We start from the raw sequence: 24391 nt of genomic DNA on the forward strand, positions 1-24391 counted from the left end.
ACCCGGAAAGGATCGTTTACCGATTTAGGGCATTCATAAATCGTTCCGGATAGCGAGTTCCTGAAACGATTCCCGCTGGCATAATCGCTTCAATGCTTTGTAAATCCTCCTGGGTAAGTATTACGTTTTCAGCAGCACTATTTTCCTCAAGATGGTTGATACGTTTGGAACCGGGGATGGTAATAATATCGTCGCCCTGGGCGAGTACCCAGGCAAGTGCTAACTGAGCCGGTGTACAGCCTTTTGCAGTGGCCAGCGTTTTAATCGTTTCAACTAACTCCAGGTTTTTAAAGAAATTATCACCCTGGTAGCGGGGCATGTTGACACGACTGTCTTTGATATCTTCCGGCTTCTTGAATTCACCGCTTAGAAAACCTCGACTTAGCGGGGCATACGCTACCAGGCCGATCCCCAATTGCCGAATGGTTGGCAGAATTTGGGCTTCAATGTCGCGGCTCCAGAGCGAGTACTCGATCTGTAAGGCAGTTATAGAACAGACGGTAGCCGCTTTGCGAATCGAATCGACCGATGCTTCCGAGAGGCCAACGTAGCGAATTATCCCTTTTTGGACTAAGTCGGAAAGTGCGCCGATCGTTTCTTCGATTGGAACAGCCGGATCTACCCGTGCCTGCGTGTAGAGATCGATATAATCCGTTTTGAGACGGCGGAGACTGTAAAAAACCGCGTTGCGAAGGTAATCGGGATGGCCACTGATTGGACCAGGCCCCATTGCCCCGTTAGGTCCGGGAGCATATAATTGCCCTGTTTTTACCGAGAGAAAGGCTTTGTTCCGTTTACCGTTGATAGCTTTGGAGATTAGCTCCTCGTTGTGGCCAACCGCATAGTAATCGGCCGTGTCTAAAAAGTTGTTTCCCAGTTCGAGGGCCCTTTCGATGGTGGAGATCGCTTCTTTTTCATCGGATTGCCCGTAAGCACCCGACATACCCATACAACCTAACCCTATCGCCGATACGGACGGGCCGTTTGTTCCTAGTTCTCTGTTCATCATCCTGATTAATAGTATGAGAACAAAAGTCTGGAGAACACCCGAGAAGGAACCGGACAAAACGTATTAGTTTCCTGACAAATCCTGAACGAAGGTGGCTATGGTTTGGCCCGTTACTTTTTTAAACAACCGGGAGAAGTAGTCAGGATCGTTGAAACCCAGGTCGTAGGCGAGTTCCTTGATGGAGCTTTCTGCATAATAGAGACGACGTTTAGCTTCCAGTATGAGCCGGTTGGTGATGAACTCTTTAGGGGAAAGCCCGGAGTAGTACTTAACGATGGTATATAAACTATTGGTGTTGAGGGCCAGTTTCTGGGCAATATCCTGGATGGTTATATGATCGGTGAGGTTGTCCTCGACTAAGAGTTTAAACCGGATGTAGGTAGAAAGTTTACCGTCGGCGGGACGTTTATCGGTGGAGAAATAAGCCATATTGATTTCGGTCAACAGGCTATTGAGGTGAGCCAGGATAAGCTCGGGCTCCGTATCTACCGCACTTAATACGTTAAGTAGTATGTCGAAGATGGATTTTAATCGGGCAGCCGCCGATGTGGTGAACTCTATTTTTTGGTTGTTGAACGGGTTGACAAGGAAGTGGTATTGTTTGGGCAATAAGGATAGGCAGTTTTCATCAAAACCCAGCTTAACATAGTTGGTACCTTCTTTCGTAGCCGGTAACCGATGAATCTGGTGTGGTAAGATAAAAAGGAGTTCGTTGGCGTTTACATCGAATTGCTGGAGATCGACCCCATGATGGGTGTGGCCTTCCAGCATAAAGAGAAAAAAATAGTAGGGTTTGCGGTGAGTAAGGCCATATTGTTGGGAAAGTTCAGGAGGAAGGTGGCCGAACGTAGGTGAAATAATACGGATGGCAAGTTTGTTGTTTTGTCTGTTAAGAGTAAGCAGTGATTCAATGGCTTGCATGAGGTAAAAGTACTGGAAATAAGCAGGGATTACGAAGCAGAGACGTACTTTCGGAAGTCCATATCGGCATCTGACTTAGCGCGATTGATCAGGGCATTATGAATTACCATAGTCTGTTTAATTGAACGATCGTCTGAATTCCAGGGGTGATAGATTGGTTTTCGTTTTAAAGAATTTACTGAACGATTGTGAGTGCTCGAATCCCAATGCATAAGCCACTTCGCTTACCGATAGATTGGTAGTAGACAGCTTTTCTTTTGCCTTCTCAATCAGTTTATCATGAATATAGTGCTGTGCATTCTGGCCGATCAACGACCGCAGCATATCACTTAAATAACTGGGCGACAGGTTTAATTGCTCCGCGAGGTAGCCGACGGTTGGCAATCCCTGGCTTAATAAGGTTTCATTGGCAAAATAATGATCCACAATCGCTTCCAGGTTTTGTAGGAGAGTGTGGTTTACGGCTTTGCGGGTGATGAACTGACGCTTGTAAAAACGATTCGCATAGTTCATCAATAGCTCAATTTGAGAAATAACAACATCCTGGCTGAAATCGTCGATTCGGCTGTTCAGTTCTTTTTCGATCATTTTAAAGATCTCAATGATCGTTCCTTTTTCCTCTTCCGAAAGATGCAGCGTTTCATGGGTCGAATACGAGAAGAAGCCATACTGCTTCATGGTTTTGGCCTGAGGATACCCCAAAAAGAAATCCGGATGAATGAGCAGCGTATACTGCGAACAGATGCTGCCATCGTTGTCATTGCTGCCGATTACCTGGCCTGGAGCAGCGAATAACAAACCACCTTCATCAAAATCATAATAACTCTGGCCGTACTTTAATCGGCCGCTGAGTTTTGGTTTGTACGATATTTTATAGAAACCCAGTACATGAGCGCCAGGTAGTGCATTCATGGCGACGGGGTCGTGAACACCGTTGATCAGACTGACCAGCGGATGTTTAGGCTGTGGCAAACCAAAGGCCCGGTGCGCGTCGGTTAGCGATTCAATTTTATAAGGGCTGTTTTCTTCTTTTTTCATAGCTCAGTACATAAAACATGATAACCGAAAGTAGGCTAACGATCGGTTATCATGGATGCTTTATCAAGCAATTTTTCTGCGGCCGGGTTCCTTAACTAGCCTGACCCTGAGCCGCGTTGGAAACGTCTGCCCATTCTTCCCAGGTTGCCATCCGCTCCGTATAGGCAGTGCGTACCCAGGGCAAATTATGGCTGCCCAGAAAGAACCGTAGTGGAGGATTTTCGGCATCCACTACGTTGAAAAGCGCTTCAGGTGTTGCCTCCGGATCACCTCGCTCCAATGATCTTAACTCCCCGAAAAAATGGTTTTTAAAATCAGTATAGATGTCGAGCCCCTGAGCAAACTTCAGCGATTCCTGACTGCCAAACTCGGTGGCATAGGCACCCGGTTCAATAATGGTTACGTTGATCCCAAACGCTTTAACTTCCGTGGCCAGGCTTTCATGAATCGCTTCGAATGCCCACTTCGACGAGCAGTAGTAGCCAATAACGGGTAACGTTACGTGACCCAGATTGCTCGACGTACCGAGGATGTGACCGCCACCCTGCTTTCTTAACAACGGCAAGGCCGCCTGAATCACAGAAACCGGCCCAATGATATTTGTTTCGTAAAGGGCACGAATATCATCTGCGCTGGCTTCCTCGATGGTGCCAACCAATGAATACCCGGCATTGTTGAACACAATATCGAGTCTGCCGAAATGTGCGTAAGCCTGTTCTACGGCAGTTTTTACCTGCTCGGGCCGCGTTACGTCAAGTTCCAGGGTTAGCACATTAGGGCCATATGTTTCGTTCAGGTCGGCAATGCTTTCCAGTTTACGTGCGGTAGCTGCCACCTTGTCGCCACGGGTAAGCGCAGCTTCGGCCCAAACGCGTCCAAATCCCCGGGAAGTGCCCGTTATGAACCAGACTTTAGGTGACGTTACACGTGTTGGCGCAGGTGGAGTACTTGCCTTTTCATTCTGATGTATCATGGTTTAACATTAGTCTTAATGATACGTCAAAGGTCAGGTTGTGCAATTCGCTGTCTGTAGTCTAATTGAGGGGATTTGTAGTCAAAATGAGATAAAGAATCGCGAACATACCGGTACGTTTAAATAGGGGCTGTTAATTGTTATGGAGCATTCGGTATTCGTTGGGTGACTGGCCAACCCGTTGTTTGAACAACCGGATAAAATGCTGGGGATACTTGAAGCCTAAGTCATAGGCGATTTGACTAACCGATTTGCCTTGGTCAAATATTCGCTCTTTGGCCACATCAATCACCTTCGATTGGATGTATTCCTGCGCTGTTTTACCCGTTTCTTTCTTGATCAGGTCACCAAAATAATTGGCCGACAAATTCAATTCACCCGCGCAGTAAGCCACCGAAGGCAATCCAATCGTCTGGGGTTTATCGGTCTGATAATACGCGTTCAGCAAATGCTCAAACCGCTCCAGAATCCCCTCATGCACATGGTTCCGGGTAACGAACTGGCGGTCATAAAAGCGGGTGCAATAATTCAGAAATAGTTCGATCGTTGATACGATCAATCGCTTACTGTGCTTGTCGATGGCATGCTCCAGTTCGTAATGAATTTTTGCAAAGGAATCCAGCACAATCTCCCGCTCTCGTTTGGACAAATGCAGGGCTTCGTTCGATTGATAACTGAAGAACGTGTATTCCTGTATGTGTCGGCCCAGGGCAGTGCCATAGATCAAATCCGCATGAAAGACCAGCCCATGCCCTTTCGGCTGATAGATTTCTCCATTGCTATTCATGCCAGCCACCTGACCAGGAGCCAGAAAAACCAGGGTTCCTTCCTGATAATCATAGGTATGGCGGCCGTATACCATATCTCCACATTTTACATCTTTCAGGAGAATAGCGTAAAAGCCAAAATACATGCCCGAGCCTCTTCTGGGATCGGCCTTCGAAAAATCGATGACACTGACCAGTGGGTGTAGCGTTTCGTGGTTATTGAATACGTTGTAATCACTGATTGTCTTGAATCGTCGAAGGGTATCCATAGCAAGGTTGGTTTCTCTATCTCAAAATTAACGCTTTCCTGACACCCTGCCTGATGCGTTTACCCGAATCAGGAATATTGGTAGTAATCACCGTAATCTGTATACCAGTCAGTCCAGGAAATACGGAGACCTTTGCCCTGTCAACGTAAAGGCCTATGCAACACGTAGTTTTGAACAATTGGGTAAAAATGCCCATCCTGGGATTTGGTGTTTTCCAGGTTCCTGATCTGGCCGAATGTGAACGTAGCGTATCGGATGCCATCGCCACTGGCTATCGGTTGATTGATAAGGCAGCTTCGTATGGCAACGAGGAGGCCGTGGGCCAGGCCATCAAAAAAAGTGTCCGGTCCGCCGATGCGGTAGCCAGAGAAGACCTTTTTATTACAACAAAGCTCTGGATTCAGTCTAATGGCTATGAGGGTACGAAGAAAGCCTTAGAAGATTCTCTGAAAAAGCTACAGCTTGACTACCTGGACCTGTACCTGATGCACCAGCCATTTGGGAATGTGTATGGCGAATGGCGGGCCATGCAGGAGGTATACAAAGAAGGAAAGGTGCGGGCTATTGGCGTCGCTACGTTCAATTGGTGCTAAGTACAACAAATCCATCGCTCAGGTTGTGCTGCGCTGGCTTACCCAACGGGGCGTAGGAGCCATTCCCAAATCGGTTCGGAAAGAGCGAATGGAAGAGATCGTCAACAGCCTCGATTTTGACTTGAGTGCTGAAGACATGGACGCCATCAAGATCCTGGATACAAAGGCAAGTCTCTTCTTCGATCACCGTGATCCGGCCATGGTGAAATGGTTGGGCGAACGAAAGCTCAACAGGTAGTTCACGGAAATGACCACCGCAACAAACGAGTATAAACAGATAAAAACCAGCATGAAAGCAGCAATTCTTAGCCTTTATTTCTTCAGCATAGGCCTCCTATCGGCCTTCGCCCAAACAAATCAAGCCAACGCTTCGACACCTCCTCCCACAAAAGCCCAGCAGGAAATAATTGACCTATCGAAACAGAAATGGCAGTGGATGGCCGACAAGAATGTAGATAAGCTGGCCGGACTCTTCGATGATAAGTCAAAATTTGTCCATATGAGCGGAACGTGGAAAAAGGACGAAGAGCTCGATATCGTTAAAAACGGAAGCATTTGGTACAAGAACGCGGATGTACACGATGTAGCGGTCGAGCTTTTTGACAACAACACGGCTATTATCTGGAGTCGAATTACGCTGGTAGCCATGGTTCGGGGCAATGAGTCAAAGACGGAGTTTACCGTTACGGAGGTCTATAAAAAACAAGGGAATACCTGGAAAATGTTAGCCCTGACATTTAGCAGTGTACGGGACACCCATACTATTAAGCACTAGATAGACATCTGTTTTGTGCATCACTAGAGGTAAAAACCGGAACGCTTTAGCACTCAGATTACCCATGCAGCCTGCTAGTAGCTGGAGAACAGGTAAAATGAATCAAATTTATGACGCACTTACTGCTGACATTTTTCCTGTTGATTTCAGCCTGCTCTTCTACTCAGATGAAGGGCATTCCTGCTGATGTTGACGCTACGTTGGTTCCTCGCAACGTATTGATTGTATACTTATCGCGGACAAACAACACCAGGATAATCGCGGAAATCATTCATAAACAGGTAGGTGGAACTCTGGTGGCCCTTGAGTTGTCAACCCCTTATCCCGAAAATTATCAGGCTACCGTACAACAAGTTGTTCATGAAAATGAGACCGGATACCTGCCGCCTTTAAAAACAAAAATTGACAGTATCCAGCGGTACGACGTAGTATTCGTAGGCTTTCCCACTTGGGGCATGAAACTACCTCCGCCCATTAAAAGCTTTTTGCATCAGTATAACCTCAGTGGTAAAACCGTAATTCCATTCAATACCAATGCTGGCTACGGAATTGGAAGCAGTTTTGAGACAATACAGGAACTATGCACGAAGAGCAACGTACTGGAAGGCTTTACGACCAAAGGCGGAGTAGAACGAGACGGCCAATATCTGGTTATCCAGGGAACAAAGGCACAAGAAGCCGAAACGAACATAAAGAAATGGCTGCAAAAGATAAACGTAATGTAAGCTTCATGCTTAAAGCAAAAGCGCTAAATCGAATTCTATGCGTTGTTCTTTTATCCATCACGGCTTTTGTTCTCATTACGTCCTGTGCCTCTACGTGACCTTCGAACCTGGTGCCCGCTCGCACTGGCATAGTCATCCTGGCGGACAGATGCTGCTAGCGATAGGCGGCATTGGCTATTATCAGGAGCGAGGGAAATCCATCCAAATTCTTCAGAAAGGCGACGTGGTGAAATGTCCCCCGAACGTGCCGCATTGGCACGGCGCGTCACCAGCGGTTGCATTTATGCAAGTCGTCATAACCCCCAACACGGCAACAGGACGAGTGACCTGGATGAAGCCGGTAACCGATATGGAGTGTGCTAACGTCAAGAAATAGTTACTCTGCGTGGTGAAATTTCTGCCAAAATTCGGAAACTTCCAGACCACCATACTTTTTTCTGCTTTGGCCGTCCGATCTTATGGCGCTTTGGTAAATTTTTTCAAGCCCTCGGAGCTGTCATGGAGGGCGCTGGAACATAGTTTAGCGCGTAGTATACATTGACTTTAAATAAAGGGTGATATGGGGTAAGACCTCTTTTATCTCTATCATATACTGTTTCATTAGTGGGAGAATGCCCTCTATATCTCCGTCTTTTCTCACAAGTGCTTCTGTGTCCAGAATTAATTGGGTAGCTCTGCTCATGCCGAGCATTTTTGTGTGAACCTTCTGCGTATGAATCAGCTTGCCTACGGTTGCTATATCCTGCTGATCTAAAGCCAGTTGTAATTTTTCAATCTCGTCTGGCGTCTGGCTCACGTATATCTCCAATAACTCAATGGCTAAATCCAGATCGTTTCCTACTGCTTCCAGTAGTAACTTGGCAGAGAAGTTACTTAAGGGCTTGGCGGTTAGTTCATTTTGGGGCGTTACTGTTGCAGCCAAATTGGTAACTGGCAGGTATTTACGTATCAATTGCTGGAGTTCCTCCATCTTGAATGGCTTGGAAAGGAAATCATTCATGCCTGCCTTGAGACATTCTTCCTGTTCACTAGCTAATGCATGCGCTGTCATAGCAATAATAGGGACGGTTTTGTCAAATTTAGATCGAATTTGACGAGTCGTTTCATATCCGTCCATGATAGGCATCTGAATGTCCATCAAGATCACATCAAACGCAGTTTCCTGAAGCATGTCGAGCGCCCTTTGTCCATCATCAGCGACTTTTGCCTGGTACCCTAAGCGCTTTAGCACCTGAAGTACCAGTTTTTGATTCATCAGGTTATCTTCTACTACTAAAACACGTACGTCCCGTTCGCTGGGATTTTTTCCTGTAGAGCGTTGAGTTTGATCAAGGTTGATCTGTTCTTTAGCGATTAAGTAAGGGATTTCTATCGTAAACCGCGAGCCTTCCCCCACGGTACTATCTACAATGATTGATCCGCCCTGTAACTCACTCAGTGATTTAACAATGTTGAGCCCCAAACCCGTCCCGCCATAGTATCTGGTTGTGAAGTTATTGGCCTGCTGGAAGCGCTCGAAAATGTGAGGTAATGCCTCTGACTCAATACCAATACCCGTATCCTGAACGATAATACGTACACGAACAGATTCGGTTGTTGATTCGCCTTTTTCGACCCGTAACGTTACGCCCCCTTTTTTTGTGAACTTAATGGCATTACTGAGCAGATTAAGTAAAATTTGAGTCAGTCGTGTTGGGTCGCCAAGAAAAACTGGCGGAAGGTCGGGATCTGTTTCAACGGTTAGGTGTAAATTTTTATCGGCTGCTGTCGGCTGAAACATCGTCTTTATAGACCCAGTGAGCAGTTGAATGCTGAACGGGATGGATTCCAGACGTATCATGCCTGCTTCTATCTTGGATATATCAAGAATATCGTTAATGATAGTCAGCAAATTTTTACCCGCTGTTCGTATAAGTCCAATGAACTCTTTCTGTTCATCATCAAGAACTGTAGTGCCCAGTAATTCAGAAAAACCAAGCATAGCATTCAGGGGCGTACGTATTTCATGGCTCATGTTAGCTAAAAAATTTTCTTTAAGCTTCACGGCTTTTTCAGCAAGTTCCTTCGCTTCCTGTAATCGCTGTAGTGACTGGACACGGTCACTAATATCAATGCTCGATGTAACTACGTATTCTAAATCACCATCTGCATTATAAACAGGTGATGATGAGCATAGTAGCTGGATTGCCTTACCATTGATACGCATTTCAAGGTCATCGACCCTGGACGCTTCGCCCTGTAAGGCGCGATATGTAGGCCTCTGCTCAATCGGGTATGGTTCACCATGTGGAAATCGGTAGTACATAACCGAGTTCGTCATTTCTGCATACGAGTCAAAATCCTTCAGGTTACTAAATAATTGGGTGGCAGCTCCGTTTGCCAGATAAACCTTACCATATCGGTCAACGATAACAACTGGAACCGGGACTGCTTCCAGCAATGTTTTTAATTGCTGTTCACTTTCGGATAGTTTTTGGTTAATTCTGTTGCTATTTCGTAATGCCAGGCTAATCAGATACATAGCCCATAGGATCATGGCTAAGGCTGTGATGGCACCTATCAGATTGCTGATCGTAGCATACTCAGCCGATCGTTTGCTTTGAGCAGTACGTGTTTCAAGCAGCACATTTTCATAACTATCGGTCGCCTTCAGCACTTGATCGAATTTCCTGCTTATACTTAAAAGCTGTTCGATTGAATCAAGTCGAGCCATACCGTTTTTAACAACTCCTGTTTTAAATAAATAATGGCTGCGGGTAAGCTTTGTCTCTAAAAGTTTATCAAGCGACTGTATCCGTTTTTTTTGAATAGGATTATCAACTGTCAGCGCCTGTAGTGCTTTAAGTTCCCTTTTCATTTCCTCAGTACTACGATCAAAATCATGTTTGAAATAAGCGTTGTTGCTTAGCAAATAGGCTCGTAAGTCGTTATCCAGATTAGTGAGTAGTGCCAATAAATGCTGTGTTTTGTTAAGTACCAAATGGGTATGCACTACCCAATTGTTCATTTTGATTAATTGTTTTAGTGTCTGACGTGCATTTACCCCAATGATTACTGTAATCAGTAAACCTGTGGCTATCATTAAGGGAATGCGTTTATTTCTGTTCATTTCAAAATGTTTAATTAGGCAATTCAGCTTTTGATCAACACAGGTACATGAATCAATTCATCCGCAATAACGGCTTAACGCTGATCACAGTATAGTAAAGCATAGTCAGGAAATGACCATTAGTAGGTGACAGGTTCTACAGTTTGCTTTTTAATTTTGAAGCGCATCTCTACGTGTGCATAGGTCCATTGAGATACTTTGTAGATGATGTAATAATTCAAAATGAATAAGTATGAGTAAGAGGAGGGTGGGAATTTTAAAATTCTTATAAAGATTATATTGAATAAGCTTAGCAGTAGTGCATGCGTCATATAGATAGAGTAGCTATAGGTGCCGACACGTTTTAAAAAGGATGATTTTTTAAGCATATTGGAAAGGATACCTTTCTCGAAAGAAAAAATTAATATAGCTATAAAAAAAGTAACCTCATAAACGAGTCCTATTTCCTTTAAAAAGGTGCCGTAGTAGATCATTAAAAAAAGAATAATTAGTATGCTTATTTCAGCGATAGTAAAGCTGGTATTTTTGCTTGACGTAGCTACCTCATATAAGTTGGAAAAAACAAAATAACAGATTGATCCAGAAAAAAACCCAATTATTCCCCTTAAAAACCCGTAGTTATACGAGTAATTGATTTTGAAAGTATGCGTCACATTAACTAATAGTAGTATGCACAATACGATAATCGTGAGAAAAAAGATACCCTTTTGACTTTGCAATTTATAGTGACTAAGAAGTACTAATGTTAAGCCAAAGACGATATAGGAAATCATTTCGGCACTAATAGACCAGCTTGGTATATTCCAGCTAACATCTTGTATATTAAATAACTGTATAGAATTTATAAGGAAAATATTGGTAAAAAAACTATAAATGTTATTATTGACGTTCTCTAACTTATTTACGTGGACATACGCAGAAGCCGTGTGTTTTGAAGCCTCGATGACGAGGAAAATCAAAAGCATTACTAAATGAAGTGGGTAAACTCGTACGAATCTTTTTGCTAAGAAGGTTTTAAGTTCATGGAAAGAGGATATATTCTGATAATTGTAGGCAATGACAAAACCACTTAACACGAAAAAGAAATCGACAAACATGTCAGAATTATAAATGAATTCATTATTAAGGATAGGTGTATCAGAAAATGTCGATAAATGGAATAATACAACCATAGAAGCAAAAATACCCCTGAAAATATCGAGAACTTCAAAGCGGTGTTTCATGAAATTTTTCTAAAAATTTGATAAACAAATAATCTTAAATATAGTATATTTCAACAAGGAGTTATTTTGGGAATATTAAACTATTTAGAGTTTGCTACAACCCTATATTTTGCCATGTCGACAAAATATATACTTACTTCTAGTTAAGTTATTATTAAGAAATTCATGACTTAGTTGTTAAATGTAAGTTTTCATATCTTACGCAGTCGCTTGCCATAAATATCGTAATTGAACTTAATCTGTCTGTAAAAAAATCGTATAAAAGATAGTGCAGGATTTGTACTTGTCGACCAGTTTTGGCGGCTGACAGTACTAGGTTCTGCTTCACTGTTTTTTTGATAAAACAGGTTCTGATAGTCGTTGTAGAAGAGTCCCTTTCCTTTATTTTGAATAAAAGAAACACACATACGATACTCCGTCTGGTCAGATTTTATTCCTTCTACGTAACGGCCAAATCGCTCAAAAAAAGAGCTGCGCCGAAGATGAGGGTGATCACTGTAATAGTGTAACTTATTGTAATTTGTAGCCCAGGCTGGAAAATACATTTCCGAAAAATAGTTGTTGAAAGGCTTCAAATAAGGGTAACGCAGGTAAGCATAAAAGCGGATAATATCCAGATCAGGCCGCTCTTTTATAAGGCTTACCGACTCGGCAAGTCGGTCGGGGAATTCTGGGGCAGGTTCAAAATCTTCCTGTACATAAAGAGTATAGGGCGTAGTAACTGCATCCTGCCCCTTATTGATATTATTGCCTAATCCCTTGTTTACAGAGGTCGTAATCAGCCGAAATGGAAATTCCTTCTGTAATTTTTTCAGGTAATCAATATGTACGTCTGCGCTACTGTCGTCTGATACGACAATATCACCGAATTGACACTTCAGCCGTTGGTAACTTCTCAGTAAATTCTCTAATGAAGAACTCCGGTTATAGTGTGTGATCAGCAGGGTGACCTCAGGAAAGTGGTAATTTTGTTGCATAAGATCTTGGAAGAGGGCTGGAATCAATGATTAGCTTACTCGCTTACTCGTTCGGGGGTTGAAGCTGAAAGTGTTGTTGCAACCCATGCTGACAGAAAACTAATTTTTGCTGGATGGTATGTATAGCTCTTTCCTGGTTTGCCTGCTCCTGGCCACGCGACGCCTGAGGATGATAAAGGTGGTATTGGATGGCGCCAAAGCGGATAAACCGTAATGTACGGCCCAGGTTCATCAGGCGCAGAGCGATATCAGTATCCTCCCAGCCCCAGCCCGTAAATTCCTCATCATAACCGTTAACTTCAATCAGGTCCTGTAGCCAGAAGCCCATGCTACAGCCTGATACGTAGTGGTAATGCGCATCCCAATGATACAACTGGGCTACAAGTTTCTGTAGCGGCTGGATCCGCAGGCGACTCCAGTTCCAACTGGACTGACGAAGCGCCGTTTTAATCGACGTTGGTCGGGGGTGATACCAGCTGATCTGACGTAGCGCATCGGAAAGAGATAAGTTCGAATCATCCAAAAGCCGCTGGGTCGTTTCAGGCGACAGGTGATACTGCGTTCCTGAAAAGAAAAAACCAGGTCGGGCGTGGAGCAGGTGATCTTCAACAAAATCTGGATGTAAGATGACATCGCCGTCTATTTGAATGATATAGTCTCCTTTGGCGGCTGCCATACCCATATTGCGAATGCGGGCCAACTGAAAACCATCGTCGGGTTGCCATATATGGTGCATCGGCACCGGGCTTATCGGCATCATGCGGTCGATAAGCTGCCGTGTCGGTTCGCCCGATCCATCGTCGCAGATAATGATTTCTGTTGGTAAATGAGTCTGCTGAAACAAGCTTATTAAACATCGTTCCAGCGCAACCGGACGGTTATAGGTGGCGACTAATACGCTGCATGTAATAGGCTTCATGGTTACTATAGTTAATGATTTGGTATATAAATAGCACTATTACTTACCGAATCAGCATGACCTGCCCGTTTCGGGCAAAATGATTGTCTTTATTTAATGGGCTGGCAATGGTGTACTGAATTGTCCAGGCGTATATCCCTTCTGAACAAGGGTAATTTTGGTACATACCATCCCAGTGCAGATCGGGCTGGCGGCTAAAAAAAATTACACTGCCCCAGCGATCGAAAACCTGAAACGTATAATCGATAAATGTGCCCGAGTGAAAGATGACCAGTTTATCGTTCACTGTATCGTTATTAGGCGAAAAGGCTTCGGGCACGTAAATGTCTTCCGGATGGCAGTTCCGGGTTAGAGCCTCTACCGAATCGCGGTAGGTGCATCCGTTTAAATTGGTTTCCAGCCAATAAGTACCGGATTGGCTGACAGTTAGCTGACGGCTGCTGCTTTGATCCGACCAAACGAATGTTGTCCCCTGGGGCAATGCATTTGGTATCTGAAACGTGTGGGAAGCATCCTCGCAAAATGTAATATCGTCGCCTAGGCTGAAGGGTGCGTCGGGTCTGCCATTGACAATCAGAACGTTGGATTCGGCCGAACACTGCGCCCGGCCGACGGCTGCTGCGTTGATGGGTTGGGCGTTCCGCAGTCGGTAATAGGTACGTCCTGCCAGAACCGGGTTAATGGTGTAGGTAGCTTGCCCTGCGCCGGGGGCCAGTGTCCAGTTTATGTTGTCCCGGCTCTGTTGCCAGAGGTAAACCGGATTGGGGTACCCAACGGCTTTGCCAATGCTGAGGGTCAGGCGAGTGTCGGCACATACGGTTAGTTCAGAGTCCGGTGAATCGACAAATTGAATCGTCAATGTTGGATGAACAGGACGAAACGCAATGTCATCGATAACCAGATCGTTGCCGCAACCACCAAGCCCTTTGTTGATCAGTTTGACCACCACATCATTGCTATTGGTCTGGATCACAAACTGCATGGATAGGGAAACCCATACGGGCGACGTCGTACGGGGAACCGCTGGCTGAATAACTTCGGTGATCAGGGTACCGTCGGCCTGTTCAACCCGCATCGCAATAATGGGATTGCGCAGGTTGTAGCCGTCACATTCACCGCCCTTCAGTTCCCGGTTTAAATTCAGTACCCAGAGTGAAAATTCATATGTAATGCCGGGGCACAAACCGGTTGCTTTCTGGCTGTAGAATTCGCTCGGTTGATAAGATGCGTTAACCACCAGCATATTACCCCGCACATCATTTGGTGTATGATCCTGGCGGAGTTCATGCCAGCCATTGCCGCCACAGCCGGGCACCGTATCGGTCAAATTATATTCTCCATCGGCGGGGCAGGGGGGGACCCGGTACAAAAAGTTGGTTTGCCCCTGGGGCAGCGGCCCGCGCGATCCAGTCCCGAATGTTTCGCAAATGATCGATCCCTCAAGGCACTGCGCCGGGCATACGGTATTGATTGCCACTACCAAAAAAAGCAGGTAGCAGCACCAAAGAAAAGAAACCGATTTGCGTTGACGAAGGGGCATGACTGAGAAAATCTACTTTTTTGTTCAGGCTATAAAAAAGGGTGCTGGGTAGGCGTTGGGCTTAAGGGTTCAGTGATGTTTTTGTGTCGTGGGGTGGTTGAGAAACGAACATGCCTTTCAGTCGACGAAGCTCAAGCCCTATTTTTAGGAAGAGCGTTCTCGAAAAGCTGCCATCTTTTGCCAGCGTTCGGGTACCCGTCCAGACGCGGGCGTTATCGGCTTTTACTTGTTTCACAGCACCGTATTGCATGAGATCGAAGCACAGCCGACCATCTTCACCCCGGATTTTGTGCATCACATACCCTACTTTCAGCGCATCCGCCCGAACATAGCCCGTACTCATGCCATAAGCGTTCAGGTGTGGTCGTTTCAGGTGGCGAACCTCCGCAATAGCATCTTTCAACGTTTCGAGCATGGCCAGTTTCCAGCGCGAAAAACCCGGCGATGGAATAAACGAATACCGTCCATAGGCAAAGACAACCCCTGGCTGACGTAACACCGCCATCATCTCATTGACCCAGTCGGGAGGGTACAGGCAGTCGGCATCGGCCGTCAGGATATACTCGCCCCGTGCCTGTTCCAGCCCCATTTGCCGGGCAGGACCCCACCCCTGAATGGGTTGAAACACACTACGGACCAGCAGACTGTCCAGCGTCTCCTGCATCTGATCGGTCGAGTTGTTGTTAACGACCAGAATCTCGAACGGAATATCCGTTTTCATTCGTGCCAGCGACGCAATACTCCGCAATACGTTGACCTCCTCGTTCCAGGCCGGAATGACAATGCTGACCAGCGGATTCGGGTGTTGAACGCGTTCCAAATCACGGTTTATGGTGCTGAAAACCGATTTCGGTATATCATTGAACGTAGCATATGGATAGCTGAAATCACTAATCCAGTCGGGGACTTTCAGAATGTTCATATGGTGCATGCGCTAAAGGTTGAGGGTGAACCGTCGCTCCAGTGGCAACGGCCGGTCGGGTATGACTGGACGAAGCGGGTTGGAGAATCAGCTCGATATATCGGTAGGTAAAAACGGACAGCAGGTGAACGCAAGCCAGGCAAACGAAGATGTAAATCAGATTGCCCGCTTCTGTATGCGGCAGCTTGATAAGCTTAAACAGGGCTATGTCCATCACCGCCAGCACAACCGTATGATTGAGGTAGTAGGAATACGAAAGCCTTCCCAAAAAAGACAGCCGATCTGCCGCCAGAAGTGTAGATATGGCTCCCTTCTCCTGAGAAAACACCATGATGATGATCGCAAACAGGATGGGCATCAGCCAGCTTTCGGCATGCGTAAAGGAGTAGATCGAAACCAGCGTCAGCGCCAGCAACAGCAGTTCCACGAACGAACTCTGCCGATAACTTAACCCACTCGGTAACAGCCGCATCTGCCGATAGGCCACCATCCCAATCAGAAAGCTATACAGGCATCGGACAAATCCGTAATCGTAATTATAGATGATGCTCCCGTTGTGACGTATGATGAACCAGGCCAGCAGGCTGAAACTGATTCCACAGAAAAGGAGCAGATTTTTTCGGAACAGGACCAGGCAAAGCGCCCAGACGATGTAGGTATAAAATTCGACACTGATACTCCAACTGGGGCCGTTCCAGGTGACGCGGTCAAACAGGTTCAGCGATTGAGTCAGGGTCAGGTTGGCCAGAAACGACAGAAATGTCTTGTCGTCACCGAAGATGGAGTTCGTTAACCGCACTACGTATCGATCAATCCCGAAGCGAACCATTTCGAACAATAAAACCAGTAGGAGGGTGAACAGATGCAGTGGATACAATCGGTTGAATCGCTTGACGACAAAGGGTCTGATACTGGCCAGATTGGTGATTTTATTGAAATTACTGTGGGTCATCACAAAGCCGGACAGCACGAAAAAGAAATCGACAAAAATGTCGCTCTTGGCCACAAACGCATTTCCCGCCAGCGGGCTCAGGTGCTGCATATGGAATAAAATAACCATAATGGCCGCCATACCCCGGAATGAATCAACCGCTCGAAATCTCATAATGTCAGGCGTAAATCAGGCCAATGATTTATAAATAGCTAATGTCTGATCGATGGATTTCTGAAGCGCAAAATCTGCCAGTCGCTTTGTTCCTTTCTTCACCAACTCCGCTTTCAGGGCGCTGTTGGTCAGCGTGGCTTCCAGCTTGTCAATCAGATCATCCATATCGGTGGGTTTGAAATACGCGGCTGCATCGGCGGCTACCTCCCGGAAACATTCGGTGTCGCTGAGGAGCATTGGGCTCTTTGCTTTGAAAGCCTCCAGAATGGGCAGTCCAAACCCTTCGTACAGAGACGGATAGACAAACAGTTGCGTGTTCTGATACAGGAAATTCAATTGTTCATCGGTCGCGTTTATGTGCCGTACCCGGTCGGTCAAGCCCAGACGCTGAATAAATTCCCGATCGGCAATTTCCAGTTTGCCGCCACCAGCCAGCACCACATGCAGGTCTGGAAAGCGGGGAGCCAGCTGTCGGAACGCATTCAGAAACAGGTAAAAATTCTTGTAGCCACTGCGGTCACCAACAAACAGCACGTATTGTTCGGGCAGGTTGGCTACGGGCGCCGTTTGCAGGGGCGACTCTATATCGATACCATGGTAGATAACGGAGACTTTTTTGGGGTCTACGTCAAAAAAATTGAGCAGATCTTTCCGGGTCGTATTGGAGATCGTAATGATGGAATCCGCCCGGTCGATGTTCAGCCGCTTTTGCTGGGTGAGCGGGTCCTGCGCCCAGAAATACTCCGGCAGTCGCTCATAGGTCATATCATGAATGGTGATTACCAGCGGTTTTCGTAGCGGCTTGATGAAGTAGGGGTCGTAGTAGGTAGGATGAAATACATCGAAATCCGCTTTTTCCAGCAGGCGTTTGCAGTAGAACTCATTCAGTAGATAATCGTAGCGTTCTTTCCGGTTCAGCACCCGATCGCTGAGACTCCCTTTTATGAGCAGCGGTTCATTCTGGATATAGTGGTTTTTGGCATGCAGCACCCCTAGCTGATACGTCATGGTATCGGTGCGCTTGATGCCCTGGATGATGTTGGCAAAGTAGCGGCTGATACCGCCGTACTTTTGCGTCGTAAATTTCTGGTGATCAATAAATACTTTCGTCATGGTGCATCAGCGGTTGAATCGACCCGTACGGCCAGTGGTCACAGGGCGAGCCAGGTTGATGGAAGCAGGTCTTTCGTGTTCCAGTCAGGTTTGTTTTTATACCAGTTTTTAGGTGTGATTACCGCTTTGTCCGAGTTGGGGTTAAGCCAGGCACCCCACCAGCTAAAAGAGCTGTTAGCGATAATATGATGCCGGCACCGACTCATCAGCACCAGATCGGCAACGTCGCTGTCCGGCCCTGTATTCTGAACAAAAACCGTACTGCCGGGCAGTGGTAAATTCTGCCGTACCCAGGCCTGATCATCGCTGAAGACGTAGAACTGCGGTTTTTCGAGTAGATTGGTTACCTGGCGAATGGCCTCTTTGTAGTACTCCAGGCCAACAAAACCGAATGTCTGGCTGAATTCCGGATGGTTGACATAATCGCCCCGCCGAACATGAACCGAAACCGGCATAGACGCTTCCCCAATCTGTTGCTGATAGGCTTCAAACTCGGGACTTGGCGCACCAGTCAGCATCAACTCGCGCCGTATGGTGTCTGCATTTTCCCGGAAGTAAGCCTCTGATTGCCAGAACCCATCCAGCGTAATACATTGGCCACGGGTCGCCGGAACCTGCTCATCGAAATGAAAGTGCTTTTCTTTCAGAAACAGGAAAAATGGCGGCAAACTGCGATTGGGCAGCAGCTTCGTAGCTTTGGACAAGTACTCGACGGGCGATTGCTGAAGAATACGATACGGAACCGAAAAGTGCCCGAGTTTAAACGCACGCGGTGTATCTGTGTCGTATTTATACTTGTAATAGCTCAAATCCAGGTACAAAGCCGTCTTGTTTTTCAGTGCGAGATGCCGGGCAACGGCATACTGAAAAAGCTGATTTCCTAAGCCACTGGTTATTCTGCTGATAATCATGCTGGTTGAGGCTATTAATAGTAGTTGTTCAGGTGCGTAAGAACTTCGGCCCGATCGTGGGCGTGCAGAATCGTAGCGCTTGATAGCTTAGGGAATAAGGTCTGATATTCGTTGAAATGGTGTTCCATTCCCCAGTTTGGATTCGACAGAATGATATTTGTTCCGCCGAAACAGCTTGCCAGCGCGGCCGTACCCCCATGCATTGAAATGAAGTGATCGCAGTTGGCGTAGACCATCAGTTGCAGGTGGTTATAATTGTTGGCAACCTGCGGATAAAAACGGGCATACAGATCGTCCATCAGCACGACGTCAGGATGATTTTCCCGTAGCCAGGCATGCTCGTTCAACTGCATGGTTTCGCTGTTGTCCTGTACAATCTGACTCGGTAACGGGCGGTTGTAAATGATCTGATACGTAGCGCCGTAAGTCTTAATAATCTGGTCGAGGGTTGGGATATCCAGGAAATTGATGGGCGGCTGGTCCCACTCGACGTTATACTTGTTGGCGATAATCAGTATCGGCTTGGCGTAGACGAAGATGTCGTTTCGAAAATACGCTTTATAAGGCACCTGCGTCCAGTTCCGGAAACTGTAGGAGTTGCTGTGCGTCATGTTCGGCACATCATAGTGCGTGTAGGACTCCCGCCAGACGCGCTGCTGAAAGCGTTCCTCATGATCGGGACTGAAAAAATAGAACTCCTTTGTATGTTGAGCGCCAATTGTTTTCAGCAGCGTGCCATTCAGGTGATGCCAGTATGCAAAGGGCAGTACGTAACGCAGTTCCTGGTCAAATTCGCCATAATAGCTGATCACTTTGTACTTCTTCTTCAGGATATAATCCTGGATTATATGACGGCCCTGAACCAGCTTACAGTAATAGTTATCCCGCACGAAATAACCCAGATCCTTGCGGAGCTTCGGGTATCGCAGCCGGGCTACTACGTACAGTGATTTTAGGATTAGCTGTTGCATAAGGCATTGATCGGGGAAAACATCAGGCTGTTTTTCCCATCGTTTTTAGTTCAGCGAAGGATAATTTGTACCGGAGCGTGAGGCCGATGTAAATCAGCCCACCAATGAGTACCTGCGTCGATGTGTTGAAAACACTGACCGAATCGGCATACGATTTATACAGGGCAATGGCACCCACCATGACCAGGCAGAAGAGAACCGGCTTCAGGATATTCTGCGCGAACTCACTAACAAACGGGCCAATCAGCGACCGGACAACCCGGAAATTGATGAGTAGATTGGCCAGCGTCGCCACCAGAAAAGCCATGGCAATACCCGTAACGCCCCAGTAACGGGCAAATAGGTAAACGAGGGGAATCTTGATGAAAAGCGTCACTACGTTCAATAAAAACAGCAGTTTAGGCTTTCCTTTCGAAAACGCCAGGGTGAACAGAGGGTTGCTCAGGAAAGTGAAAATGCTGACAAATACGAATATGCGAATGAGTGGAATGGTGGGCTCCCAGCCGGGACCGTAGAACAGCGGAACAACACTGTCGGCCGTGATGAACAGCCCGGCCAGCAAGGGCAAATTAATGTAGCTGAGCAAATCCAGAATGGTGAGGTACGATTTTTTAAGTTCGTTGTTATCACCTTTGAACTTGGCCAGAATGGGGTAGGCTACCTGTAAAATAACCGGGTTAAGCCGTGTAATGGGGAAAACTGCCAGTTGAGATGCCAGCGTATAATAGCCCAGTTGTTTTACGCCCAGCATACCGCCGACCAGAATATTGTCGGAATTGGCCTGAATGAACCCAACAATGCCATCGCCCACATTGTAGAGGCCGAATTGCAGATGCTCTTTAATAAGGCTCAGGTCAAAGGTCAGTTTCGGCGAAAACAACGACGCTCCCAACACCACCTGAAGCGCCGATTTTACGCTTTGCTGCGCCAGTTGACCAAAAATCAGGGATAACTCTGCGAACCCATTGAAGGCCAGCAAAATGGTAACGCCCGTACCAATGGCAGCTCCGGTGATATCGATACTGGCTATGGCCTTGAAGCGAAGCTCTTTCTGTAGCAGAAAATAGTAGATCTGCCCGAAATAGACGATGACAAAGTACAGCGACGAAAACTTGATGACCTTTTCCAGCCGGGGTTCTTTATAATACGCCACCACGAGTGGCCAACTGAAAAAGAGGGCTGTCCCGATAAACAGACCCAGTGCCAGATTCAACAGGTATATTGTTGAGAGCACTTGCTGATCTTCTTCCTGTTTGTAAATAATAGAGTTCGAGAAGCCCAGATTAGCGAAAATGCTGAAAAACGCAATCAGCAGCGCACTAACGCTGACAATGCCAAAAGCCGACGGCTCCAGCAGTCTGGCCAGAATAGCTACCTGGCCAAACTGAAACACTGTGGAAATAGCCGTGGACATGCTTATCCACTTGCCACCGCTTACGGCCTGTTGCTTATGACTCATTTCGTCTGTTGATCAAGAATCGTTTCGTTGGCACCCACACGGTGTGTCACTACGTTCGGTTCGGCATAACGCTTGGTCCGAGTCAGGCCCTGCTCGATATCTTTGAGGGTTGGGCCGTCAGCATCGCTCCCGTCAACTTTATTGAGGGCAATCAGAATCGGATGCCTGACGGCTTTCGCATATAGCTCATATAACTGCTTATCCCGACGGCTCCAGATGGTATGAACCGTCAGAATCATGAGCGAAACCGCACTTCGGTTGACCAGATGCAACGGAATTGGACTGCCAATGAGAGCGGGGAGCTCGAGGATGATCTTCGAGAACGAGTTGATCGTCAGGGGGTCTTCCGACGGCAACAAGTCTTCAGGCTCCCGCACGTTCATAAAGTTTGGATGCAGCTCATACGGGAAGAAGGTTATACCATCCTGTTCAAATTTTCGATCAGTTTCTGACTGTTGGGGATAATAGTAGGCCACTTGCTCGCCCGATTCCGCATATAAACGGGCCAGTCCATGCGCAAACCAGGTTTTTCCCTGACCCGATCGTATGCTGAATAACGTAATGAGGGGTGGACGGGTCGATGTCTGTCGCTGTTCAATGTCAATGTTGATGGCGTTGCCCAGTTGCTCGAACATACTGACCGCAGCCCGGCTGGCGCGGGAATTGACAGCAAACTTTTTAACCGTTGGGAAAGACGCTGTAATCGGGTGACCGATTCGCTGCTCGGCTTCTTCCAGCGAATTGACCCGCTTGTCGGCCCAGAAACGTATCGCTGCCAGCAACAGGGCTATGACAAGGCCAACACCCGCACCAATCAGTGTAAACAGCATGCGTTTAGACGGTTGGGCCGCATACGGAAAATTGGGTGGGTCCAATACGGACATGGCTCCGTCAATGGCAATGTCCTGCCGGTGTGTGTTGGCCTGGTTCAGCGACTGGATCAGACTCAGGTAGTCTTTTTCGGCCACGGTCATTTCACGGGTCAACTGCCGTTGTTCGGACTCCAGCGGGGGGAAGTTTATCGATTCTGCCTGGTAATCATCCAGGCGTTTTTTCACTACGCCCATCCGGGCGCCGGATTCTTCGAACTCCAGCACTTTAGCCAGCCACTCGTTGATCAGCTTTGCTTTTGGAATAGCATCCGCTGAGTTATCCGCGGCAAAGTAATTCTGCGCAATCTGCTGGAGTTCTACCGACGCTTTGTTAATCTTTGCCTGATACTGATCCAGAACCGCCTGGGGCTGTCCATTGGTCCGGGCGTTAATCAGCTGCGTCTCGGCCATGGTCAATTCCGCCTGTTTATCGGTTAAGGCCGTGTTGATTTTGAGTAGGCTCCCGCCCTGGGTCATCCGCTGGTTCAGGGCATTCATCGCTGCTTTAGCCGCCTGATTACGCATTACCTCCGTGTTGTACTCAGCAATCAGGGCATCACGGGTTGCCGAACGGGTTTTCAGTTCGTCCTCGAAGTTGAGCACATTGTGCTGCACGTTAAACGCCCGCAGTTTTGCTTCGGCGTTGTCGAGTTGCCGCTTAGCCGCTTTCTCTTTATCCTGATAATATTTAATGACCGGGTTGGTCTCACCGCGTTTGAGGGATGTATAGCGGTCGTTTAGTTCGTTGATCGCCAGCGTCAAGGTCTGCTGAGTCACCGCCGGATCGCCCGCTTCGTACTCAATATCCAGCATGTCACTGGCATTTTTTCGACTGGCTTTCAGCTTTTTACCAATGTAGTCCGCCGAATAATAGGAGTTCGGATTGAGCAACAGGGCTTTAATGGGATTGTCTGTCTTACTCTGGGCGAGGCTGTCTATCCGACGACGGGTGTAGTCGGGGTCGCCCGGCCGGATTAGTGACTGGCGCAGACTGGCGGGAATAGCTTGCTGTAACTGCTGAAAGCTGGCTGGCGAAAGCTGTTCCACGGTAGGTTTGGTCAGTTGTAGATGGTCACTTAACATCCTGACGCCGACGTAGTAGAGTGTCTGGTTGGACGTGAGCGTTGTCAGGATATTATCGAATGCATTGCTGATGGCCGAAAAATCCACGTTAGAGCCTACTTCGGCTGACCGTATGGAGTAGCCAGACGTAATACCGGTGTATAAAGTTGCTTTGGCTTTGTATACCTTCGTTTCATTGCGCATGAAATAGTAAACCGTTCCTGCCGCCAGACATGGGAACAGGATAAACCAAATGAGGTGCTGTTTCAGAAGCCTACCAAGTCCTTGAAGTGTCATAAGGTTAGTTGCGTTTCAATTGATAAATGGGTACACCAACGAGCAATTCGAGGGCGTAAATATTTTTGGTAAACTCCGACTTGGACTCCTCAACCGACGACTGGGTGTTGGCATAGCGGCTGCTGTTGAAGGCGTGCGCTTCGGGCGTGATTTTTCCTTTTTGCAACTCGACTTCGGCAATCCGGAAAGCGGTGAGCGCGACCTGTTCATCGCGCAGGCGTATCTGTAAAATCCGTTGGGACAGTTGTAGGTCCTGATACAGGTTGAATAGCTCCTTCTTCAGCCCGATTTGGGAGGTACGTTGCCGCTCCAGCGCTGATTCATAATTGGCTCTGGCCAGACGTATCTGCTGGGGTCGCCCGAATAAATCGTGCAGGCTGATCCCTATGTTGACCCCAGCCCGGTATCCGTTCGAAATCTGCCCTAAATGATCATTGATGGCTGAGCCTGTTGATAGGATAGCCTGATTACCCGTCGAGTAATTGGCAAAGCCCGACATGTTTTGCAGAATCTGTAGCTTCGATAGCTGATAAGCGGCCTGCTGGGCGCTGGCAATACCACCTTCGAATTTCACGACCGATGAATACTTAAGGGCCATTTGGTAGATGTCCTCAAACGGGATTAGCTGAACGGCAATGTCCCGGTTAAAGTCGAAAATCATACTGTCCAGCCCTACGGTAGTCGTGGTTGTTACCACTGGTTTGGCCGCGGAAGTTTGCGGGGGAAGGGTTCCCTGCCCATAAGTTTGTACGGCGACCAGCAGCAGTAACCCCGGCAGAAACTGCTGGCCAAAGCGAATGAGTCGGTTGAATGGGTGCTGTTTCATGGGTTCCTGTTTCCT

23 protein-coding genes are annotated in these 24391 nt (G+C 47.1%); 5 read left to right on the forward strand and 18 right to left on the reverse strand.

The genetic code is table 11. From position 1 onward, the window contains the following. Nucleotides 1-16: 16 nt before the first annotated feature. The 5 genes from BM202_RS11055 to BM202_RS11075 form a co-directional block, all read right to left on the reverse strand. The gene (locus BM202_RS11055) at nucleotides 17-1009 is read right to left on the reverse strand and encodes an aldo/keto reductase (protein ID WP_093825885.1); all 993 of its coding nucleotides are present in this window, start codon (nucleotides 1007-1009) and stop codon (nucleotides 17-19) included. A gap of 63 nt (nucleotides 1010-1072) precedes the next feature. Then, nucleotides 1073-1930: a helix-turn-helix domain-containing protein gene (locus tag BM202_RS11060; RefSeq protein ID WP_093825887.1), complete on the reverse strand. Its 858-nt coding sequence runs from the start codon at nucleotides 1928-1930 to the stop codon at nucleotides 1073-1075. Between the two features lie 117 nt (nucleotides 1931-2047). Continuing rightward, nucleotides 2048-2968 carry a helix-turn-helix domain-containing protein gene (locus BM202_RS11065; protein WP_093825888.1) on the reverse strand — a complete coding sequence of 307 codons (921 nt, stop codon included), beginning with the start codon at nucleotides 2966-2968 and terminating at the stop codon, nucleotides 2048-2050. A 91-nt stretch (nucleotides 2969-3059) separates the two neighbouring features. Beyond that, nucleotides 3060-3941, reverse strand: a complete 882-nt coding sequence (locus BM202_RS11070; protein WP_093825890.1) for an SDR family NAD(P)-dependent oxidoreductase — start codon at nucleotides 3939-3941, stop codon at nucleotides 3060-3062. Nucleotides 3942-4074: 133 nt separating this feature from the next. Beyond that, nucleotides 4075-4977, reverse strand: coding sequence for a helix-turn-helix domain-containing protein (locus BM202_RS11075; protein WP_093825892.1), 903 nt, complete (start codon nucleotides 4975-4977; stop codon nucleotides 4075-4077). Between the two features lie 155 nt (nucleotides 4978-5132). On the opposite strand from BM202_RS11075, the gene BM202_RS39300 reads away from it, so the two are divergent. The 5 genes from BM202_RS39300 to BM202_RS11095 all read left to right on the forward strand — a co-directional run bounded on the left by BM202_RS39300 (nucleotide 5133) and on the right by BM202_RS11095 (nucleotide 7446). Continuing rightward, nucleotides 5133-5570: an aldo/keto reductase gene (locus BM202_RS39300; protein ID WP_317039689.1), complete on the forward strand. Its 438-nt coding sequence runs from the start codon at nucleotides 5133-5135 to the stop codon at nucleotides 5568-5570. Between the two features lie 25 nt (nucleotides 5571-5595). Next, the gene (locus tag BM202_RS39305; protein WP_317039690.1) at nucleotides 5596-5808 is read left to right on the forward strand and encodes an aldo/keto reductase; all 213 of its coding nucleotides are present in this window, start codon (nucleotides 5596-5598) and stop codon (nucleotides 5806-5808) included. A gap of 51 nt (nucleotides 5809-5859) precedes the next feature. Further along, on the forward strand, nucleotides 5860-6345 hold the full coding sequence (locus tag BM202_RS11085) for a nuclear transport factor 2 family protein (protein WP_093826297.1): 486 nt from the start codon (nucleotides 5860-5862) through the stop codon (nucleotides 6343-6345). A gap of 110 nt (nucleotides 6346-6455) precedes the next feature. After that, the gene (locus tag BM202_RS11090) at nucleotides 6456-7070 is read left to right on the forward strand and encodes a flavodoxin family protein (protein ID WP_093825894.1); all 615 of its coding nucleotides are present in this window, start codon (nucleotides 6456-6458) and stop codon (nucleotides 7068-7070) included. A 37-nt stretch (nucleotides 7071-7107) separates the two neighbouring features. Beyond that, entirely contained in the window at nucleotides 7108-7446 is a 339-nt protein-coding gene (locus BM202_RS11095) for a cupin domain-containing protein (RefSeq protein ID WP_093825896.1), read from the forward strand. A gap of 144 nt (nucleotides 7447-7590) precedes the next feature. Here the strand turns inward: BM202_RS11095 and BM202_RS11100 are convergent, their stop codons facing one another. From BM202_RS11100 to BM202_RS11160, 13 genes are all read right to left on the reverse strand, one after another. Then, a complete protein-coding gene (locus tag BM202_RS11100) occupies nucleotides 7591-10179 on the reverse strand; it encodes a response regulator (RefSeq protein WP_245776620.1) in 2589 nt (862 codons plus the stop codon). 119 nt (nucleotides 10180-10298) lie between these two features. Beyond that, on the reverse strand, nucleotides 10299-11402 hold the full coding sequence (locus BM202_RS11105; RefSeq protein ID WP_093825898.1) for an acyltransferase family protein: 1104 nt from the start codon (nucleotides 11400-11402) through the stop codon (nucleotides 10299-10301). A 191-nt stretch (nucleotides 11403-11593) separates the two neighbouring features. Further along, a complete protein-coding gene (locus BM202_RS11110) occupies nucleotides 11594-12379 on the reverse strand; it encodes a glycosyltransferase (protein ID WP_093825900.1) in 786 nt (261 codons plus the stop codon). 43 nt (nucleotides 12380-12422) lie between these two features. Next, nucleotides 12423-13298: a glycosyltransferase family 2 protein gene (locus tag BM202_RS11115; protein WP_093825902.1), complete on the reverse strand. Its 876-nt coding sequence runs from the start codon at nucleotides 13296-13298 to the stop codon at nucleotides 12423-12425. A gap of 43 nt (nucleotides 13299-13341) precedes the next feature. Next, nucleotides 13342-14838 carry a T9SS type B sorting domain-containing protein gene (locus BM202_RS11120; RefSeq protein WP_093825904.1) on the reverse strand — a complete coding sequence of 499 codons (1497 nt, stop codon included), beginning with the start codon at nucleotides 14836-14838 and terminating at the stop codon, nucleotides 13342-13344. 61 nt (nucleotides 14839-14899) lie between these two features. Continuing rightward, nucleotides 14900-15760, reverse strand: a complete 861-nt coding sequence (locus BM202_RS11125) for a glycosyltransferase family 2 protein (protein ID WP_093825906.1) — start codon at nucleotides 15758-15760, stop codon at nucleotides 14900-14902. Further along, nucleotides 15729-16865 (reverse strand): acyltransferase family protein, encoded by a 1137-nt coding sequence (locus BM202_RS11130; protein ID WP_093825908.1) that lies wholly within the window; start codon nucleotides 16863-16865, stop codon nucleotides 15729-15731. The genes BM202_RS11125 and BM202_RS11130 overlap by 32 nt, the downstream gene beginning before the upstream one ends. Nucleotides 16866-16880: 15 nt before the next feature. Then, entirely contained in the window at nucleotides 16881-17978 is a 1098-nt protein-coding gene (locus tag BM202_RS11135) for a glycosyltransferase family 4 protein (RefSeq protein ID WP_093825909.1), read from the reverse strand. A 38-nt stretch (nucleotides 17979-18016) separates the two neighbouring features. Beyond that, on the reverse strand, nucleotides 18017-18889 hold the full coding sequence (locus BM202_RS11140) for an alpha-1,2-fucosyltransferase (RefSeq protein WP_093825911.1): 873 nt from the start codon (nucleotides 18887-18889) through the stop codon (nucleotides 18017-18019). 14 nt (nucleotides 18890-18903) lie between these two features. Continuing rightward, nucleotides 18904-19860, reverse strand: coding sequence for a hypothetical protein (locus BM202_RS11145; RefSeq protein ID WP_093825912.1), 957 nt, complete (start codon nucleotides 19858-19860; stop codon nucleotides 18904-18906). Nucleotides 19861-19882: 22 nt separating this feature from the next. Beyond that, nucleotides 19883-21319, reverse strand: a complete 1437-nt coding sequence (locus BM202_RS11150) for an MOP flippase family protein (RefSeq protein WP_093825913.1) — start codon at nucleotides 21317-21319, stop codon at nucleotides 19883-19885. Further along, nucleotides 21316-23550, reverse strand: coding sequence for a GumC family protein (locus tag BM202_RS11155; protein ID WP_177236560.1), 2235 nt, complete (start codon nucleotides 23548-23550; stop codon nucleotides 21316-21318). Before BM202_RS11155 ends, BM202_RS11150 begins: the two co-directional genes overlap by 4 nt. Before the next feature lie 4 nt (nucleotides 23551-23554). Continuing rightward, complete coding sequence (locus BM202_RS11160; RefSeq protein ID WP_093825914.1) at nucleotides 23555-24376, reverse strand: TolC family protein; 822 nt, start codon at nucleotides 24374-24376, stop codon at nucleotides 23555-23557. Between the last annotated feature and the right edge of the window lie 15 nt (nucleotides 24377-24391).

The sequence above is a fragment of the Spirosoma endophyticum genome, assembly GCF_900112365.1.
Taxonomy (GTDB): Bacteria; Bacteroidota; Bacteroidia; order Cytophagales; family Spirosomataceae; genus Spirosoma; species Spirosoma endophyticum.